At 65.5% G+C, this 18,050-nt stretch carries 18 protein-coding genes; 1 reads left to right on the top strand and 17 read right to left on the bottom strand.

All coding sequences use genetic code 11. The features are described from left to right. On the bottom strand, positions 1-428 hold a 428-nt coding region (locus AC1VTH_RS02560; protein ID WP_481334528.1), incomplete at its 3' end, for a lactate/malate family dehydrogenase. A 146-nt stretch (positions 429-574) separates the two neighbouring features. On the opposite strand from AC1VTH_RS02560, the gene rlmD reads away from it, so the two are divergent. Further along, positions 575-1,780, top strand: a complete 1,206-nt coding sequence (rlmD, locus tag AC1VTH_RS02555; protein ID WP_481334527.1) for a 23S rRNA (uracil(1939)-C(5))-methyltransferase RlmD — start codon at positions 575-577, stop codon at positions 1,778-1,780. 220 nt (positions 1,781-2,000) lie between these two features. On the opposite strand, the gene purN is transcribed toward rlmD, so the two are convergent. The 16 genes from purN to rpsF all read right to left on the bottom strand — a co-directional run. Continuing rightward, on the bottom strand, positions 2,001-2,621 hold the full coding sequence (gene purN / locus AC1VTH_RS02550) for a phosphoribosylglycinamide formyltransferase (protein ID WP_293673349.1): 621 nt from the start codon (positions 2,619-2,621) through the stop codon (positions 2,001-2,003). Beyond that, positions 2,618-3,715, bottom strand: a complete 1,098-nt coding sequence (gene purM / locus AC1VTH_RS02545) for a phosphoribosylformylglycinamidine cyclo-ligase (RefSeq protein WP_481334525.1) — start codon at positions 3,713-3,715, stop codon at positions 2,618-2,620. The genes purN and purM overlap by 4 nt, the downstream gene beginning before the upstream one ends. Before the next feature lie 109 nt (positions 3,716-3,824). Next, positions 3,825-5,384, bottom strand: a complete 1,560-nt coding sequence (gene purF, locus AC1VTH_RS02540; RefSeq protein WP_481334524.1) for an amidophosphoribosyltransferase — start codon at positions 5,382-5,384, stop codon at positions 3,825-3,827. Positions 5,385-5,398: 14 nt separating this feature from the next. Next, the gene (locus tag AC1VTH_RS02535; protein ID WP_481334523.1) at positions 5,399-6,439 is read right to left on the bottom strand and encodes a sortase domain-containing protein; all 1,041 of its coding nucleotides are present in this window, start codon (positions 6,437-6,439) and stop codon (positions 5,399-5,401) included. A gap of 9 nt (positions 6,440-6,448) precedes the next feature. Next, complete coding sequence (purE, locus tag AC1VTH_RS02530; RefSeq protein ID WP_293673345.1) at positions 6,449-6,910, bottom strand: 5-(carboxyamino)imidazole ribonucleotide mutase; 462 nt, start codon at positions 6,908-6,910, stop codon at positions 6,449-6,451. 90 nt (positions 6,911-7,000) lie between these two features. Next, positions 7,001-7,873: a PfkB family carbohydrate kinase gene (locus AC1VTH_RS02525; protein WP_301828747.1), complete on the bottom strand. Its 873-nt coding sequence runs from the start codon at positions 7,871-7,873 to the stop codon at positions 7,001-7,003. A 4-nt stretch (positions 7,874-7,877) separates the two neighbouring features. Continuing rightward, on the bottom strand, positions 7,878-8,732 hold the full coding sequence (locus AC1VTH_RS02520; protein ID WP_293673343.1) for a hypothetical protein: 855 nt from the start codon (positions 8,730-8,732) through the stop codon (positions 7,878-7,880). Positions 8,733-8,867: 135 nt separating this feature from the next. Further along, positions 8,868-10,661, bottom strand: coding sequence for an ABC transporter ATP-binding protein (locus AC1VTH_RS02515; RefSeq protein WP_481334522.1), 1,794 nt, complete (start codon positions 10,659-10,661; stop codon positions 8,868-8,870). Between the two features lie 4 nt (positions 10,662-10,665). Continuing rightward, positions 10,666-11,367 carry an NUDIX domain-containing protein gene (locus AC1VTH_RS02510; RefSeq protein ID WP_481334521.1) on the bottom strand — a complete coding sequence of 234 codons (702 nt, stop codon included), beginning with the start codon at positions 11,365-11,367 and terminating at the stop codon, positions 10,666-10,668. Between the two features lie 6 nt (positions 11,368-11,373). Further along, on the bottom strand, positions 11,374-12,675 hold the full coding sequence (purD, locus tag AC1VTH_RS02505; protein WP_481334520.1) for a phosphoribosylamine--glycine ligase: 1,302 nt from the start codon (positions 12,673-12,675) through the stop codon (positions 11,374-11,376). A gap of 146 nt (positions 12,676-12,821) precedes the next feature. Beyond that, positions 12,822-14,108 carry an adenylosuccinate synthase gene (locus AC1VTH_RS02500; protein WP_481334519.1) on the bottom strand — a complete coding sequence of 429 codons (1,287 nt, stop codon included), beginning with the start codon at positions 14,106-14,108 and terminating at the stop codon, positions 12,822-12,824. 140 nt (positions 14,109-14,248) lie between these two features. Further along, positions 14,249-15,649, bottom strand: a complete 1,401-nt coding sequence (gene dnaB / locus AC1VTH_RS02495; protein WP_293673338.1) for a replicative DNA helicase — start codon at positions 15,647-15,649, stop codon at positions 14,249-14,251. Between the two features lie 651 nt (positions 15,650-16,300). Continuing rightward, positions 16,301-16,825, bottom strand: a complete 525-nt coding sequence (rplI, locus tag AC1VTH_RS02490; RefSeq protein ID WP_301828741.1) for a 50S ribosomal protein L9 — start codon at positions 16,823-16,825, stop codon at positions 16,301-16,303. A 13-nt stretch (positions 16,826-16,838) separates the two neighbouring features. Then, complete coding sequence (rpsR, locus tag AC1VTH_RS02485; RefSeq protein WP_073296722.1) at positions 16,839-17,105, bottom strand: 30S ribosomal protein S18; 267 nt, start codon at positions 17,103-17,105, stop codon at positions 16,839-16,841. A gap of 122 nt (positions 17,106-17,227) precedes the next feature. Next, complete coding sequence (locus tag AC1VTH_RS02480) at positions 17,228-17,719, bottom strand: single-stranded DNA-binding protein (protein WP_481334517.1); 492 nt, start codon at positions 17,717-17,719, stop codon at positions 17,228-17,230. A gap of 93 nt (positions 17,720-17,812) precedes the next feature. Next, positions 17,813-18,050: 30S ribosomal protein S6 (rpsF, locus tag AC1VTH_RS02475; protein WP_481334515.1), on the bottom strand; the 238-nt coding region annotated here is incomplete at its 5' end.

Here is an 18,050-nt window from a genome sequence, read left to right as displayed (position 1 = left end):
CGCTTGGGGTCGCAGCCGGAGAGGCGCCAAATCTCGGTGCAGACGACGTCGCAGGGGTTGGAGATGGAGACCCAGACGCCCTTGAAGCCGGCATCAGCGATGCGCGCGATGAAGGTGCGGGCGATGTCGGTGGTGATGAACAGCTCGCCATCGCGGTTGCCGGCGGCGGCGGAGACCTGGCCGGCGGCGTTCACGATGACGTCGCAGCCGGCGAGCTTCTCGTACTCGGCGCCACAGGTGACGATCTTGCAGTTGTGCGGGTAGAACGACAGGGCGTCGCGGAAGTCCTGCGCCTCGCTCGTGAGCTTCTGGTCATTGATGTCGCACAGATAGAGCTCGTCAACGAGACCCTGCATGAGCAGGGAGTGGGCCACGTGGGCGCCAACGTGGCCCTGGCCGAGGACGCCGACCTTGCGGATATATGCCATGTCGTATCCTTTTCTCTAGTGGCTCGCGAGACCACGGCCGCGCGGCCGCGCTTCCCGCCCCCTATGAATAGTGAAACCACCTTAGCACTCCATGGCCCCGGGCCTGTCCCACCGGCCACGGAATCGCTCGTTTGAGCAGGAGAGATATGGGATTCAAGACCTACACGTGCCCAATCGCGAAGTCGTGCGGAGGATGCGAGTGGCTGGCCGTTCCCTATCCCATCCAGCTGCGCCGCAAGCAGGCGCAGATCGCCGAGCTCATGGCGGATTTTTTGCCCGAGGGTGCCACCGAGGACGACCTTGACGACCTCATCCCCATCCACGGCATGGACGCCGAGGGCATGGAGCCGCGCGGCTACCGCCACAAGGCGGCGACGCCCTTTGCGGCCGGCAAGCGCGCGAGCGTACGCTCGGGCTTCTACGCCCGCGGGACGCATCGCATCGTGCCCTGCTCGAACTGCATCGTCGAGGCGCCGCACGCCCGCGAGGCGCTGCTTGCGGTGGCACGCGCCGCCGAGGAGCTGCGCATTGCCCCCTACGACGAGGACCACGGTCGCGGCCTTCTGCGCCACGCCGTGGTGCGCATGGGGTATGCCACCGACGAGTGCCTGCTCACCATCGTCACCAACGGCAAGCAGATTCCGCGCGAGCACCAGTTTGTGAACGCCATCCTACGCCGCGCCCCGTTCGTCAGCGCCATTGCGCAGAACGTCAACCAGCGCCGCACCAACGCGATCCTGGGTCACGAGACCCGCGCGCTCTACGGCGGCGGTCGCATGGTCGACGAGCTCCTGGGCTGCGAGTTCGAGATTGGCCCCACGTCGTTCTACCAGACCAACCCCGCGCAGACCGAGGTGCTCTACTCGCTTGCCATCGAGGGAGCCCAGCTCGAGCGCGGGCAGCGCGTGCTCGACGCCTACTGCGGCATTGGCACGATTGGCATGTGCGCGGCCAGGCAGGTCGACGGCCTTGAGGTCGTGGGGGTCGAGCAGGTCGAGGGCGCCGTGGCAAACGCCCGCGCCAACGCGAGGCGAAACGGCCTGGCCGACCGCTGCAAGTTCGTCTGCGCCGACGCCACCGCCTACATGAAGGACGTGGCCAAGGCTGGGCGCGAGGGTTTTGACGTAGTCATCATGGACCCGCCGCGCGCGGGCTCCACGCCCACGTTCATCAACGGCGTGTTGGGCCTTGCGCCTTCGCGCGTGGTCTACGTGAGCTGCAACCCCGTGACCCAACGCCGCGACCTCGACCTCTTCTACGAGGGCGGCTACCACATCGAGCGGCTCGACGTGGTGGACATGTTCCCCCACACCAAGCACGCCGAGACCGTCGCCGTGCTGGCGAGGGCGTAACAAACGGGCGCGTCCGCAGCTGGGACAAAATAGCCCGTAGCCTTATTGTCCCATCGCCCATGGCTTCGATGGATCGTCTTGTCTTCTCACTTCTCCCGCCAAATGAGAACATAACCAAAAGGCAAGACCCCCGCGTATCTGCTGGTACGCGAGGGTCTTCTGCTATTCGAACCATCACACAGCGGGACAATAACCTCCAGAGTTATTGTCCCAGGCAGGTCTACTCCGGGTCGACGCTCACCGTGAGGTTGTCCCTCACATGCACGCGGCCGGCGGCGAGCCAGCCAATGACTTCGGGGTAGAGCTCGTGCTCGATGGCGTGGATGTGCTCCTCAAGCTCATCCACGCTCCAACCCTCCTCCACCGCCAGCGCGCGCTGGGCGATGATGGGGCCCTTGTCGTACTCCTCGTTGGCAAAGTGCACGGTGACGCCCGTGACCTTGACGCCGCGGTCGTACGCGTCCTGGATGGCGTGCGCACCGCGGAAGCTTGGCAGCAGCGCCGGGTGCAGGTTCACCACGCGGTTGGGATAGCTCGCGAGCAGCGGCGCGTGGACCATGCGCATGTAGCCGGCCATGATCACGTACTCGCAGCCATGGCTCTTGAGCTCGGCGGCGATAATCTCGTCGGCCTGCTCGGGGTCGGCGTAGATCTCCTTGGAGAGGGTGAGGGTCTGCAGCCCTGCGGCCTCGGCGCGCTTGAGGCCATAGGCGCTCGGGCGGCTCGACACCACGAGCTCGATGCTCGCGTTGAGGCTGCCATCGGCGATGCGGTCGATGATGGCCTGCAGGTTGGTGCCGCTTCCGCTCAGCAGCACGCCAATCTTGAGCGGCTCGCTCATCGGTAGGTCACCTTGCCCTCACCCGGCACGCACTCGCCCACGCGGAACGGGTGCTCGCCGAGCTCCTCGAGCTTGGCCACCACGGCCACCTCATCGGCCGCATCGACGATCAGGCACAGGCCCACGCCCATGTTGAACGTCTTGCACGCCTCGTCGGGCGTGAGGCCCGCGTGCTGGGCCACGTAGGTGATGACGGGCGGAACGTCCCAGGCAACCTGACCGCTCGGGCGGTCGACCACGGCGTCGACGTCGGCGGCAAGCGCGCGGTTGAGGTTCTCGGTGATGCCGCCGCCCGTGATGTGGGCAATGGCGTGGACCGGGGCAACCCCGCTGCGCAGCAGCTCGAGGATGGGCTTCACGTAGATGCGCGTGGGGGCGAGCAGGGCGTCTGCCAGCGACTTGTTGCCCAGCTCGGCCAGGGGCGCCTCGAGCTCGGCGCGCTTGGCTTCGGCCTCGGGCGTGCCTGGCACGATGCCGTCGACGCCAATGACCTTGCGCACGAGCGAGTAGCCGTTGGAGTGCCCGCCCGTCGAGGGCAGGCCGATAATGACGTCGCCCGCCTTGACGTTTGCGGGGTCGAGCATCTTGGGACGGTCGACGACGCCCACAGTGAAGCCCGCGAGGTCGTAGTCTTCCGGACGCATGACGCCGGGGTGCTCGGCCATCTCGCCGCCCACGAGCGCGCAACCGGCGAGCTTGCAGCCATCGGCCACGCCCTTCACGATCTTTGCCATGTGCTGGGCCTCGATGTGACCAATCGCCACGTAGTCGAGGAAGAACAGCGGCTCGGCGCCCGAGGCGAGGATGTCGTTGACGCACATGGCCACGAGATCCTGGCCCACGGTCTCGTGGCGGTCGAGCAGCTGCGCCAGCACAAGCTTGGTGCCCACGCCATCGGTGCCCGAGATGAGGATCGGGTCCTCCATGTCCTTGAGGGCGGCGGCGGAGAACAGGCCGCCAAAGCCGCCGATGCCGCCGATGACCTCGGGGCGGTTCGTCTCCTTAACCATCTGCTTGATGGCGTCGACCGCGCGGCCGCCCTCGGCGGTGTCAACGCCGGCGTCCTCGTAGGTCACGTGCTTGTCAGTGCTCATGAGAGGTCCTTTCGTGGGTTGGGACAATCGAGCCGCCTCGCGCGCAAGGCATGCCGCACGCAAGGCGCAGCGCCGCCGGACGTCTGCCGGCGGCGCGCGTAATACCAAGTTAGAGGTTGGCCTCGGCCACGTCGTCTACGTGCATCTTCGACGCGGCGCGGGCGGTGGCGAGGTTGCGCGGCGTATAGCCCTCGAGGAACTTGCCCTTCGAGAAGCTCGCCGGAATCTCGACTGGGTACTCGCCGGTGAAGCAGGCCTCGCAGTAGCCGCTCCGGCCGGCGGCGCACCCCGCGCAGCCAGAGAGGTCGGGCACGCAGGCGCGCAGGCCCTCGGGCGAGAGGAACGCCAGGGAGTCCGCGCCGATGTACTCGCAGATCTCCTCGACGGACTTGCTCGCCGAGATGAGCTGGTCCTGGGTGTCGGTATCGATGCCATAGAAGCACGGCCACGTGACCTCGGGCGAGTTGATGCGCATGTGAACCTCGGTGGCGCCAGCGTCCTTGAGCATACGGACGATCTGCTTGGAGGTGGTGCCGCGCACGATCGAGTCGTCTACCACCACGAGGCGCTTGCCGGCCACGTTGTCGATGAGGGCGTTGAGCTTGAGGCGCACGCCCATCTCGCGCAGCTCCTGCGTGGGCTGAATGAAGGTGCGGGCAACATAGCGGTTCTTGATGAGACCCTCGCCAAAGGGAAGCCCCAGCTCATGGGCAAAGCCCTCCGCAGGCGGCAGGCCCGAGTCGGGCACGCCAATCACGAGGTCGACGTCGGCCGGGGCCTCCTGAGCCAGGCGGCGACCCATGTTGTAGCGCATGGAGTAGACGCTCTTGCCGTGGAAGCGCGAGTCGGGGCGCGCAAAGTAGACGTGCTCGAAGATGCACTCGGCACGCGCCTCGGTTTCGAGCGCCTGGGACGACGAGATGCCGTCGTCGGAGATGCGGATGATCTCGCCGGGGTTCACATCGCGCACGAACTCGGCGCCCACGATGTCGAGGGCGCAGGTCTCGCTCGCCACGACCCAGCCCTGGTCGTCGGCCAGCTTGCCCAGGCACAGCGGGCGGATGCCGTGCGGGTCGCGGAAGGCGTAGAGCGCGTTGTCGCGCACGAGGGCCATCGCGTAGCCGCCCTCCATCATCGCCATGGCGTGGGCGATGCCAGCGCGCAGCTGGTGCTTCTTCTCGGTGAAGAAGCCGATGAGGCGGGCGGCGACCTCGGAGTCGGTGTGGGTGCGGAAGGGCACGCCCATGTTGATGAGCTCGATGCGCAGCTGGTCGAAGTTCACGAGCGTGCCGTTGTGGGCCAGCGCGATGATGACGTCGTTGATGGCCGAGAGGTGCGGCTGGGCGCTCTCCCAACCCTTGGAGCCAGCCGTGCCATAGCGCACGTGGCCAATGGCGACCTTGCCGGGCAGGGCCGAGAGGTCGGAGTCGCTGAAGACCTGCGTAACGAGGCCCAGGTCCTTGCGCACCATGACGGTGCTGCCATCGCCCACGGCGATGCCGGCGCTCTCCTGGCCTCGGTGCTGCAGGGCATGCAGGGCAAAGTAGGTCATGCGGGCCACGTCGCGGCTCGGCGCCCAGATGCCAAAGACGCCGCACTCGTCGTGCAGGACGTCCTCGTCCTCGATTGCCTCGCAGCTCTCGTACTCGTACATCGAACGGTCAGACATGCGGTTCCCCTCCGCTAGCTGGCTGATACGTCAGACGATGTGGTGTTGGACACCTCGCTCTTGAGGGCACAGACGAGCAGGCCTCGACCGTTGCCCTTCCCAAAGTCGTTCTCGTAGTCGCAGGTGCACAGCGTGAGCACCTTGGAGATGTTGTTGACCGAGCCGCTCACGCCCGCGCGCTGGGCCGTTGCCTGGGAGAGGGCGTCTGCCAGGTAGGCGTGGAAGTCCTCATCGGAAGCAAAGGTGATCTGGCGGGCGGCACCGTTGGTGGCCGCGCTCTTGTAGAAGAACAGCGGCTCGAGCTCGTAGCTCGCGTCCTCGGTGAGGTACCAGACCGTGTCGACCTTGTCGAAGTTGTCTTGGGTCGCCATGTCGTCGATGTCGGTGAACATCGCGCCGTTGTTGAGGTGGTGGCCGTAGATGAGGGTCTGGCGGTCAACGAGGCCGGGGCGGCTGTTCTCGCAGTCCATGAAGATCTGCCCACCCACCGCGTACTCGCCCGTGGCCGAGGTGCGCAGATAGGTGTCGTTGGTCTGGCCCTGGTAGACCGGGAAGTCGACGTGCGTGGCCGGGATGTAGATCCACCCGCAGACGTCGGCGTTCACGGCCTTGAGGCCCTCCCAGTCGATGGTGGGGGCGCCGGCCGCGTCGTCGGAGACAGTGGCGTAGGCGGCGAGCTTCTCGTTGTTGACGTCCTGCACGTGGTACTGCCACTGGGCATAGCCCCACATGCCGCCGGCAACGAGCAGCAGCACGACGCCAATGACGATGAGGACCGTCGAGAGGACGTTGCCGCGACGACGCGGCTTGCCACCCTGGTCAGCCCGCTTGGAGCGCTTGGACTGCTTGCGACCGCGGCCGGTCGTGGGCTTGGCATGGTCAGCCCCCTTGGAGGCGGGCCTTGTCGAGACGAACCCCACGGCGTTTCCCGTGTTAGGCGCATAGGGGTTGCTCTCGCCAGGCGTGGGCATGGCCTGGGTGTGCTGCGGCGCTGCGGCGCGCGGGGCCGCCTCCCCTGCCTGCCTAAAGTGCTTGCCGCTCGACGCGTTTGCCATCTGCCGGGCCTAACCCTGCGCCATGGCGCGCTTGAACTCGACCATCTTCTCGCGATACTCGGGCATCGTGGCGCCCAGAATCTGCGTGGCGTAGATGGCGGCGTTCTTGGCGCCACCAATGGCAACGCAGGCAACGGGCACGCCACTGGGCATCTGCACCATGGAGAGCAGGGAGTCCATGCCGCCCAGGTCGCTCGTCTTCATAGGCACGCCCACGATGGGCAGCGGGGTGTAGGCGGCAACGACGCCACCCAGGTGCGCGGCCTTGCCGGCGGCGGCGATGATGACCTTGAGGCCACGGTCCGCGGCGCTCGCGGCCCACTCGTGGACCTTGTCGGGGGTGCGGTGGGCGCTCGCGATGACGAGCTCGTACGGAACGCCGAGCTCCTCGAGCTGCTTGGTGCACGCCTCCATGGTGGGCATATCAGACTTTGAACCCATAATGATGCCAACGAGCGGCTTGTCTGCCATGTTCGCTCCCTTGAATTGGAACCGCATGTGATGACTTCGCGCAATGCGCACAGTCTCTCAGTATAGTCGCGAACAGCATTTTTTTGGAACCTAGATAAGAGCCGTAACGTCTCCGAGGACAGACTCGAAGCTCACGCCGCGCACCTCGTAGTCGGGCTGGTCGGGCGTGATGGCCATGGCATCGCGCACGAGGGTGCCGGCAAAGCGCACCGCCTCGAGCAGGCTCTTGCCCGCAAAGATCGCCGCCGTGAGGCCACTCGCAAACAGGTCTCCCGTGCCGTGCGTCATAAATGGCAGCAGGTCGCCAGCCACCTCGGCCACGGGCGCGCCCTCGCTGGCCACATAGTTGCGAATGAGGTTGTCCCCCTCATGGACGATGCCCTTGAGCACGACGTTCTTGGCGCCCATGGCAAGCAGGGCGTCGAGCACGCGCGCCACGTAGGCCTCGTCGACGTCCTGGCCCTCGTAGGCGATGCCCGTAAGGATCGAGGCTTCGGTGAGGTTGGGGGTGAGCACGTCGGCGCTTGCCACGAGCGCGCGGGTGGCCTCGCACATCTCGTCGGTGTAGGTGGGGTACTTGTGGCCGCCGTCGCCCATCACGGGGTCAACGATGCGCAGGGCCCGCGGGTACTCGCGGTAGAGCCGCTCGATCGTGGCGACCTGCTCGGCCGACCCAAGAAAGCCCGAGTAGACGCCATCGAGGGCGATGCCGTGGGCGCGCCAGGCATCGAGGTAGGGCTCAAGCATGGGCGTGGTGTCGAGCTTGTAGAAGTGGTCGAACTTGGTGTGACCCGAGAAGAGCGACGTGGGCACGGGGCACACATCGATGCCCGCGCACGAGAGCACGGGAATCGCGATGCCCAGCGAGCACTTGCCGTAGCCGCACAGGTCGTGCACGGCGGCAACGCGCGGCAGGTAGTTGCCCTGCCGCTGGTAGAGGCGCAAGGAAGAGGCGTCGCTCACGTGGCTACTCCGCGGCCGTCTCGGTGGTAGCGGCGTCGGCGGTGTCGGTGGTGGCCGCGCTCGTGGTCGCGGCCTCACCCATCACGGCGTCGATGATGTTGCGCGGCAGGGTGACCTTCTCGCGCAGGTTCTCCGAGGCGGTGGCATCGATGTCGGTGATCATGCAGTTAAAGTTGAATCCGCCGTCGGCGCCGGAGCTCTTGGTCCACACGAAGGTGGCGAAGCGCTTCATGATGCCCGTGGGCTTGAGGAAGCCAAACAGCGACGACTGCTGGATCTTGCCGTCCTCGTCGATGTGGACGTCGACATGGTAGACGACCTGGTTGATGTTGGGGTTGAGCAGGGCGTTCACGGAGAGGGCGGCGGCCTGGATCTGCGAGCCGGCGAGGCATTCGAGCTCGTCCTTGGCCGAGGTGTCGACGACGCTCACCTCGATGCGGCCAGACTCCTCGTTGGCCTCGAGCACGGTGTAATCCTCGGGGAACTGCGTGAAGCCGTCGCCCCACTCGACGCCGTTCTTGAGCGCGAGCGACACGCTCGCGGAGTCGACGTGCTCGGCGAGCTGCGAGGTGCCCGCGCGGCGCACGAGGCCGCAGGCCACCTGCGAGAGCACCACGAGGACGAGCATGATAGCGACGACCACGACGGCGGTGCGCGTCATGACCTTGCCCACGCTCGAGCCGGACGGATCGTCGCCCGAGAGGGGATCGACCTCGACGGCGGCCTTGCGGGCGCGGCGGCGGCCGTGCTCCTTGCGGGCCTTCGACGCGTTCGTGTGGCCCGTCTCGTCGACGTCGGCGAAGATGGCCTCGACCTCGTCGGGGGTGGGAACGTTAGCACTCTTGTCCTTCTTTGCCATGCTCTTCCTCGTAAGGCATATCGGCGGCCGGCCGGCCGCGTGGTGTCGGATTAGTCGCAGAACAGTATAGGCAGCGGGGTTGGGGGTTTCCTTAAGGCGGCCCACGGCTACGCTCAAGTTACATACGCTCGAAACCTAGGCGTGACGGCCAAACTGCATGCGGTAGTAGCTCGCGTAGGTGCCACCCAGGGCCATGAGCTCATCATGCGTGCCGCGCTCGGCCACGCGTCCGCCGTCGACGGTCACGATCTCATCGGCATCGCGGATGGTCGAGAGACGGTGGGCAATCACGAGCGTGGTACGGCCATGGGAGAGCCGCGCGAGCGACTCCTGCACGGCATGTTCGCTCTCGTTGTCGAGAGCACTCGTGGCCTCATCGAGCACCAAGATCTTGGGGTCCTTGAGGAACACGCGGGCAATGGAGATGCGCTGCTTCTGGCCACCAGAGAGGCGGGCGCCCCTCTCGCCCACCTGGGTCTCGTAGCCCTCGGGCAGGCTCATCACGAAGTCGTCGATGTTGGCAAGGCGTGCCGCCTCGCGCACCTCCTCGAAGGTGGCCGATGGTCTGCCATAGGCGATGTTCTCGCCAATGGTGCCGTCGAAGAGGTAGACGTCCTGCTGAACCAGGCCGATGGCCTCGCGCAGGCTCTTCTGCGTAACGTCGCGCACGTCCTGGCCGTCGATGACAATCGAGCCAGACGCCACGTCGTAGAAGCGCGGCAGCAGGCTGCAGGTGGTCGACTTGCCGCCGCCCGATGGGCCCACGAGGGCGATGGTCTCGCCCGGGTGGATGTCGAGGTCAAGGCCACAGATGACGTCATGCTCGCCGTCATAGGAGAAGTGAACGTCCGTATAGGTGACGTGGCCCTCGCTCACCTCGAGGTCCTTGGCGCCGGGGGCATCCAGGACGTCGGGCTTGGTGGCGAGGATCTCGTCGAAGCGGCGGAAGCCCGCCTCGGCCTTCTGGAACGTCTCGGTGAAGTTGAGCAGCTGCTCGATGGCGGCCGTGAACGTCGTGATGTAGAGGGCATAGGTCGACAGGTCCACCGGCTGCATCTCGCCCACGGCGATGAGGTAGCCACCGTAGACGATGACCACGGTGAACAGGGCTCCCATGAGGGCCGCAATCATGGCCTGGTAGCCGCCCATGACGTGATACATACGCTGCTTGCTCTCGAGGTAGGCCTCGTTGGAGCGGGCGAACTTCTCGCGCTCAACATCCTCGGCGGCAAAGCCCTTCACCACGCGGATGCCGCTCAGCGAGTCCTCGAGCTGCGAGTTGATGCCCGAGATGCGCTTGCGGTTCTCCATGAACACGGCGCGCATGCGCTTGTTGGCGCGCGAGTTATAGGCCCACAGCACGGCGGTGATCACAGCCAGCACGCACGAGAGCTTCCAGTTGATCGTGGCAAGGATCGCGAAGGAGCCCACGATCTTGATGCCGCAGATGATCGCGTACTCGGGGCCGTGGTGGGCGGCCTCGCAGATGTCGAACAGGTCCGACACCACGCGGCTCATGAGGTCACCGGTGTTGTGGCGGTCGTAGTACGAGAAGCTGAAGCGCTCGTACTGGTCAAAGAGGTCCTGGCGCATGCGGCTCTCCATGCGCGCGCCCATGACGTGGCCCCAGTAGCCCACGAAGTAGCGGCAGGCATAGCGCACGGCATACATGGCGATGAGACCCAGGGCAAGCGTGCCAAGCGCGCCCATGATGGCGCCGGCGCCCTGCGTGAACAGGCCACCGGTGAGCTCGCGCAGAATAATGGGAAACGCCAGGTCAACCGCCGTCATGACAACGGCGGCAACGGAGTCGATGGCAAACAGGTGCCACTGCGAGCGGTAGTACGAGAGAAACTTCTGGTAGAGCTTGCCGGAAGCGTGCGGTACCGACCCGCCGTGCGGGCGGCCGCTGGTGCTGGTCTGTTGCATTCAGTTAGTCCTCGGTTGGTGCGGGCGGAGCAAGGCGGCGGGCCACGGCGTCGCAGGCAAGGGCGCCCACGACGGTCTTTGCGTCCTCGACGCGGCCGTCGAGGACGGCGTCGACGAGGTCGGTGAGCTCCACGAGGTCGACGTTGATGAACTCGTCGGCATCGGGGTTGGAGCACGTAAAGACGAGGCCGGTGGCCATGTAGAGGTGGATGACCTCGTCGCAGAAGCCATCCGAGCTCGCGATGGAGGTGAGGTAGGCCATCTTGTCGGCCGTGAATCCCGTCTCCTCCTCGAGCTCGCGGTGGGCGGCGGCCAGCGGGTCCTCGCCCGGCTCGAGCTTGCCGGCTGGAATCTCGACCGTGACGCGGCCCAGCGCGGTGCGATACTGGCGCACGAGGCAGATGTGGCCGTCATCGGTGAGCGCCACGACGGCGACCGCACCAGGGTGGCGCACGACGTCGCGCACGGCCTCGCGGCCGTCGGGCAGCTGCACGTGCAGGCGGCTCACCGAAAAGATGCGGCCCGTCCAGGCCGTCTCCTCCGTGAGGGGCTGCTCGGCCAGCGCGGCGTCGCGCGGGTCGTCGTCACCGCGCACGAACTCGCGGCGCTCGGGCTCGCCGCTCTTGTGATCGTGCGTCGAGCGGTCTCCGTCATAGGTGAACGCCTCGACGGTGTCGAGGAACTCGTCGGTGTCCTTGTGATCCATGTGGTGCTAGACCTCCCAGGCGCCGCGGCCTCGCAGGGCGCGCGCCCCGATGTCGTGACGCAGCGTCTTTCCCTCAAAATCGATGAGCTCGCAGGCTCGGTATGCCTGCTCGCGAGCGTGCCCGAAGGTGTCGGCGACGGCCGTGACATTGAGCACGCGCCCGCCGTTGGTGACGAGCTCGCCGCCCACCAGCTTGGTGCCGGCGTGGTAGACCGTGACGCCCTCGAGTGCCTCGGCATCGGCGATGCCACAGATGGACTTGCCCTTCTCGTAGGAGCCGGGGTAGCCCGCGCTCGTGAGCACCACCGAGACGGCCCAGTCATCGTCCCAGCTCACGTTGGCCTCGTCGAGCGTGCCGTTGTCGCAGCGCAGGAAGACGTCGAGAAGGTCGGCCTTCATGCGCGGCAGCACGACCTGCGTCTCGGGGTCGCCGAAGCGCGCGTTGAACTCGAGCACCTTGGGGCCGTCCTTGGTGAGCATGAAGCCGCCGTAGAGGCAGCCGGAGTAGGTGATGCCGTCCTTTGCGAGCTGGGCCACGACCTTGCGCTCGATCTCGACCATGGCCTCGTGCTCCTCGGGCGTCACGAAGGGCACCGGCGAGTAGACGCCCATACCGCCCGTGTTGGGACCGAGGTCGCCCTCGAGGGCGCGCTTGTGGTCCTGCGAGCTCGCGAGCGGAACGACCGTCTTGCCGTCGGTGAGGGCCAGAAGCGAGCACTCGGGGCCCTTGAGCATCTCCTCGACCACGACGGTGCTGCCCGCCTCGCCAAACGTGCCCGCGAAGCACTCGCGCACGCCAGCCAGGGCCTCCTCGGTGGTCTGCGCCACGATGACGCCCTTGCCCGCGGCGAGGCCGTCGGCCTTCACGACGCACGGGCCCGCGAGCTCGCGCACGTAGGCCTCGGCGGGAGCCGCCTCGGTGAAGCTCGCGTAGCGGGCCGTGGGAACGCCGGCGCGCTCCATGACCTGCTTGGCAAAGAGCTTGGAGCCCTCCATCTGGGCGGCCGCGCCGCTTGGGCCAAAGCAGGCGATGCCCGCGGCACGCACCGCGTCGGCCACACCGGCGACGAGCGGGGCCTCGGGGCCAATGACCACGAGGCTCACGCCATGCTCGGTGGCGAAGTTGGCCACCTGCTGCGGGTTCTCCTGGTCGATGTCGGCATAGGCGGCCTCGGCGAGGATGCCGCCGTTGCCCGGCGCCGCCCAGACCTTGCCCGCGCGCGGGCTCTCGAGCAGCTTGCGCAGGAGGGCGTGCTCGCGCCCGCCCGCGCCCAGAAGGAGGATGTCGATCTTCTCGGATGCGTCCATGGTTGCTCCTGATCGTCGGCTCTCTGTTATTTCCCAACGCCTATCGTAGCGCCGCGTCCGCGCGCGTGGCACGGTCGCAACGCGCATAAAACCAAAGGCGGGCCCGGCCACGTCTGCCGAGCCCGCCTGGACTTGCTAACTTGCCTCTACTCCCAGAAGCGGTTGATCGTCTGCTCGCGGTCAGGACCCACGGCAACGAAGGAGACCTTCACGCCGCTGAGCTTCTCGATGAGCTCGATGTAGTCCTGCGCGGCCTTGGGCAGCTCGTCAAAGCTCCTGCAGCCGGTGATGTCTTCCTTCCAGCCTGGGACCTCGACGTACTTGGGCTTGGCGTGGTCGAAGACCGAGCGGTGCTCGGGAACCGTCGTGTACTCCACGCCATCGCACTCGTAGGCGGTGCAGACCTTGATGGTGTCAAGACCCGTGAGCACGTCGAGCTTGGTGATGGCGAGGTCGGTGAGGCCGTTGACCTGCGCGGCGTACTTGACCACCACGGCGTCGTACCAGCCGCAGCGGCGCTTGCGGCCCGTGACCACGCCGTACTCGTGGCCGGTCTCCAGCAGGAACTTGCCCATACCCTCGTCAAGGCTCAGCTCCGTGGGGAACGGGCCCGAGCCCACGCGCGTGAGGTAGGCCTTCGCGATACCCAGCACGCGGTCGATGTTGGTGGGGCCAACGCCGGAGCCGGTAACCGCGCCACCGGCCGTGCAGTTGGAGGAGGTCACGAACGGGTAGGTGCCGTGGTCGATGTCGAGCATCGTGGCCTGGGCACCCTCGAACAGGACCTTCTTGCCCTCGGCAAGCTCCTCGTTGAGCAGCTTGCCGCTCTCGATGATGTAGGGACGCAGCTGCTCGGCATAGCCGAGGAACTCCTCGCACACGGCGTCCACGTCATAGGTGGGCAGCTCGTAGACCTTCTCGAGGATGGGGTTCTGATAGGTGAGCGACGCCTCGACCTTCTCGCGGAAGGTGTCGTCATCGAGCATGTCCTGCATGCGAATGCCCGTGCGGTTCATCTTGTCCATGTAGCAGGGACCGATGCCACGCTTCGTGGTGCCGATGTTGTTCTTGCCGAGCTTCTGCTCGTGGGCGCCGTCGAGAACCTTGTGCCAGGGCATGACGATGTGAGCGTTGCCCGAGATGCGCAGGCCCTTGCAGGAAAGGCCCTCGCCCTTGAGGTGCTCGAGCTCCTCGAGAACGACCACGGGATCGACGATGCAGCCGTTGCCGATGATGGAAAGGACGTCCTCGTGGACGATGCCAGACGGAATCTGGCGAAGTGCGAGGTGGTGACCATTGGCGACAACCGAGTGGCCGGCGTTGGCACCGCCGCCATAGCGACAGACCACATCGAAGCCACCGGAGATGAGGTCGGTAATCTTACCCTTGCCCTCGTCGCCCCACTGGGTTCCCACCAGAACAGATGCCGGCATGAAGAGCTCCTTCTCTCACGGCTTAGCTAACCATTTGAGTATACGCCAACAAGCTGTGGGCGCTCCTAACATCGCGGGTCAGGCCACAAAAACGCAAGCGGCGCCCCGGGCAGTTCGCTCGGGGCGCCGCATCAGGTTCGCTACGCGTCGTCGTGGTGCGCGTCGACCTCCATGAACTTGGTCTTCTCGGCGAAGAACGCCATGGGGATAATGCCCAGGGGGCCGGAACGGTTCTTGGCGACGACGAACTCGGTGACGCCGTAGTCCGGGCGGTCCTCGCGGGCGCCCTCCTCCTCGGTCATGGAGCGGTCAAGCAGGATGACGATGTCTGCGTCCTGCTCGATAGCGCCGGACTCACGAAGGTCGGACAGCTGTGGGCGCTTGCCGCGCGAACCGGTGCGCTCCTCGTTCTTACGCGACAGCTGCGACAGGGCAATGACGGGAATGCCCAGGTCCTTGGCCATGATCTTGATGCCACGGCTCATCTCGGACACCTCGGTGGCACGCGAGTCGGAGCGACGGTTTGGCGGGGGCGAGACCAGCTGCAGGTAGTCGAGGATGACGATGCCCTTCTCCTTGTTGCGCAGCATGCGACGGGCCTTGGCACGCACCTCGGTAACGGTGGTGCCCGGCGTGTCGTCGATCATGAGGTCGAGGGCCGCGAGGTCCTGGGTGGCCGTGAGCAGGCTCTGCCACTCCTCGGGCTTGATGTCTGCCGAGCGGATCTTCTGCAGCGGTACCTGGGAGTAGGTCGACAGCAGGCGCTGCGCGACCTCCTCGGAGCTCATCTCGAGCGAGAAGAAGCAGACGGTCGTGCCGGCCTGGGCCATCTGAACGGCCAGGTTCAGGGCGAACGAAGTCTTGCCCACGCCCGGTCGGGCGCCGACGACGATCATCTGGCCGGGGCGCAGGCCCAGGAACATGCGATCCATCGTGGGGAAGCCGGTCTGGATGCCCACCGTGCCGTCGGGGCTCTGCGCCTGCTCCGCAAGCTCCTGGTAGAGCTTGATCATGGCGTCCTCGAGCTTGACGTAGGTGGTCTTGATATCGCGGTTCGTGACGTCAAGCAGCATCTTCTCCGCGGTGTCGACGACCTCCTTGGTGTCCTCGGGCGCGTTGGCGGCAAGGTTGGCGATCTTGGCCGAGGCGTCGATCATGAGGCGCAGCGTCGTGTCGCGGTGGAGCATCTCCGCATGGTGGCGCCAGCTCGCGATGGCAAACGAGTCCTCGCCCAGGCGGGCGAGCTGCTGGATGCCGCCGGCGCGCTCGAGGTCGCCGGTGCTCGTGAGGTAGTCTGCGAGCGAGATGGGGTCGACGGGGTTGCTGCGCTCGAACATCGTGCGCATGGCCGCGAAGATGATGCGGTTGGACTCGAGGAAGAAGTCCTCGTCGGTCAGCTCGACGATGGCGCTCTCGAGCACCTCGGGCGACAGCAGCATCGCCGAGAGAACCGAGCGCTCGGCGGGGACGTCGGAGGGCATCGTCTTGATGGATGCGAGGGCCGCCGGAGACGGCGTAGCATCGTACACGATCTCGTCCAAGTGTCCTCCCAAGGTCTTCTCGTCGACAGCAAGGTGCAACTTTGAATCGTAACTCATTCAACTGGGGCATGTTGGCAAGCAAGAATGATTTGCGCGAGAAGGGCGGCGGCGCTGAATAGACCGATGACAAGCGCAACGTGGGCAGTCACGGCACTCGACGGACGCGATGATGGGCCCATGGGCCAAGCGAGCCATGTCTTGGCCAGGAAGGCCTAGCACAAAACCGTGAGAAGCATGATGAAGGCCTGCATCCCGCTTACCTGCGGGTTGATGAAAGCCCGAGCCATCTACCACGCGCTATGCGAGTTTTCACACTTTTCAACATTCTTGGAATTCATCCGCGAGCGGTTATCAACATCTCGCACAGTTGTTCGAGCGGGGCGACCGCAGGGAGCTCGTTCATCCCAAGTAATCAAACTATCTGGCAGAGCCACATAAAACCGCAGGTACATGGCTTACTCCATCCAAACAATCTGTTTTGCCCGAGACAATCACTCGGTGGGATAGGTATGACACGCAAGCAGCCCACTATTGAATAGCCCCAGCTCAGCACCAGTTCGTTAATAACTTCGGATGAAAAAAGGACCCGCGGCCAAATGGCTGCGGGTCCTCGCATAAGCAAAGCTTTGCGCTGCAAGTGAGCAGACGAGCCTACTCGGCGGCCTCGGTGGTCTCCTCGGCAGCCTCAGCCTCGACGGCCTCGGGAGCCTCCTCGACGACCTCCTCGACGGCCGGCTTGCCGACCTGGAGGTGAAGCTCGGCGGCGATCTCACGGTACAGGCTCACCTTGACGGTGTGCAGACCGGAGGTCTTGATGGCGCGGTTGAGCTCGATGCGCTTGCGCTCGACCTCGACGCCCAGCTCGTTCTTGATGGCGTCGGCGACCATGGTGTTGGTCACGGAGCCGAAGAGCTGGCCCTCCTCGCCGACCTTGGCGTCAATGAGGACGGTCTTGCCATCGATGACTTCCTTCAGAGCCTCGGCATCGGCGATGCGCTTGACCTCGCGCTTCTCGATGTTGTGACGACGCTCCTCGAGCTGCTTGATGTTGCCCTTGGTGGCAGGCAGGGCCATGCGGTTGGGGAACAGGTAGTTCTCAGCGAACCCCTGGGCGACCTCGACGACGTCGCCCTCTCCGCCCTTGCCCTTCAGCTCACCCAGAAGGATGACTTTCATGGACACTCCTTACTTAGCTGCGGTCGCGACGGCCACCACGGCTGGACACCACGGGAACGGTGTACGGCAGAAGGGCCATCTCACGGGCGCGCTTAATGGCGTTGGCGATGTCGTGCTGGTGCTGCGTGCAGGCGCCAGTGACGCGACGGGGCTTGATCTTGCCACGGTCGGTCATGTACTTGCGAAGGAGCTGAGTATCCTTGTAGTCGATGAACTCAGTGTCCTCCTTGCAGAACTGGCAGAACTTGCGACGCGGCTGACGCTGGTACTCAGTAGCCATGTCTCAATACCTTTCTGTTGGCGTGCGGCCGGCTTTCGGCCGGACGCCGGTTCTCTCGGAGACACTGCCCGCAGGCGGGCAGGCCAGCCACCGTGATCTGGAATGCTCCAGACGTAGGTGGCCTAGAACGGGATGTCCTCGTCGTAGACGTCCGCCGCGGGCGGAGCGGCAACGGGGACGGGCGCAGGCGCCGGAGCGGCCTGCTGGTAGGGAGCCTGCTGGGCAGGGGCGGCATAGCCACCCTGCTGCTGAGCGTAGCCACCACCGTTGGAGTTGCCGCCTCCCTGACGAGAGCTCATGAACTCGATCTCGTCGACGACAACCTCGATCTTGGATCGCTTCTGGCCATCGCGCTCCCAGGAGCTGTAGCGCAGGCGACCCTCGATGGCGACCTTGGTTCCCTTGAAAAGATAGCGCTGAATCGCCTCGGCACGGGTGCCGAACATCACGCAGTCGATGAAGTTGGGGTAATCCTCCCAGTTGCCCGTCTGCGGGTTGCGGCGACGGTCATTGACCGCCACGCCCAGGTGCAGCACCTGCGTGCCGCTCTGCGTGGCCCTCAGCTCGGGATCCCTGGTCAGGTTACCCGTGATGTTCACTCGGTTGATGCTCACGATACTCACTACCTTTCATACGCGCGCAAGACTTGAGCGAGTCGCTTCTCGTCTCGCACACGCGAGCCTTGTGGGCTCGCTTCCATGACTGTCTTACTCGTGATCCGGACGACGCACGATCATGTGGCGCTTCACAGCATCGTTGATGCGGAGAACGCGATCGAGCTCGGCGATCTGCGTGGGGTCAGCCTGGAAGTTGACGAGGGTGTAGTCACCCTCCGTGAGCTTGTCGATCTCGTAAGCGAGCTTGCGCTTGCCCCAGTTGTCGACGTTGTCGACCTGGCCGCCGTTCTCGGTGATGGCAACTACGATGCGCTTCATAACGCCAGCG

It is taken from the genome of Parolsenella sp., assembly GCF_982402205.1.
The sequence above is the reverse complement of the archived record's forward strand: the minus strand, read 5'-3'. Positions and strand labels throughout refer to the sequence as shown.

Bases quoted from the DNA above. Each gene is read 5' to 3' on its own strand.
- AC1VTH_RS02500 (WP_481334519.1), bottom strand. From the start codon at position 14,108: ATGCCGGCATCTGTTCTGGTGGGAACCCAGTGGGGCGACGAGGGCAAG.
- AC1VTH_RS02535 (WP_481334523.1), bottom strand. From the start codon at position 6,439: ATGGCAAACGCGTCGAGCGGCAAGCACTTTAGGCAGGCAGGGGAGGCG.
- AC1VTH_RS02520 (WP_293673343.1), bottom strand. From the start codon at position 8,732: ATGGCAAAGAAGGACAAGAGTGCTAACGTTCCCACCCCCGACGAGGTC.
- AC1VTH_RS02515 (WP_481334522.1), bottom strand. From the start codon at position 10,661: ATGCAACAGACCAGCACCAGCGGCCGCCCGCACGGCGGGTCGGTACCG.
- rplI (WP_301828741.1), bottom strand. From the start codon at position 16,825: ATGAAAGTCATCCTTCTGGGTGAGCTGAAGGGCAAGGGCGGAGAGGGC.
- purN (WP_293673349.1), bottom strand. From the start codon at position 2,621: ATGAGCGAGCCGCTCAAGATTGGCGTGCTGCTGAGCGGAAGCGGCACC.
- AC1VTH_RS02510 (WP_481334521.1), bottom strand. From the start codon at position 11,367: ATGGATCACAAGGACACCGACGAGTTCCTCGACACCGTCGAGGCGTTC.
- rlmD (WP_481334527.1), top strand. From the start codon at position 575: ATGGGATTCAAGACCTACACGTGCCCAATCGCGAAGTCGTGCGGAGGA.
- purE (WP_293673345.1), bottom strand. From the start codon at position 6,910: ATGGCAGACAAGCCGCTCGTTGGCATCATTATGGGTTCAAAGTCTGAT.
- rpsR (WP_073296722.1), bottom strand. From the start codon at position 17,105: ATGGCTACTGAGTACCAGCGTCAGCCGCGTCGCAAGTTCTGCCAGTTC.
- purD (WP_481334520.1), bottom strand. From the start codon at position 12,675: ATGGACGCATCCGAGAAGATCGACATCCTCCTTCTGGGCGCGGGCGGG.
- purF (WP_481334524.1), bottom strand. From the start codon at position 5,384: ATGTCTGACCGTTCGATGTACGAGTACGAGAGCTGCGAGGCAATCGAG.
- purM (WP_481334525.1), bottom strand. From the start codon at position 3,715: ATGAGCACTGACAAGCACGTGACCTACGAGGACGCCGGCGTTGACACC.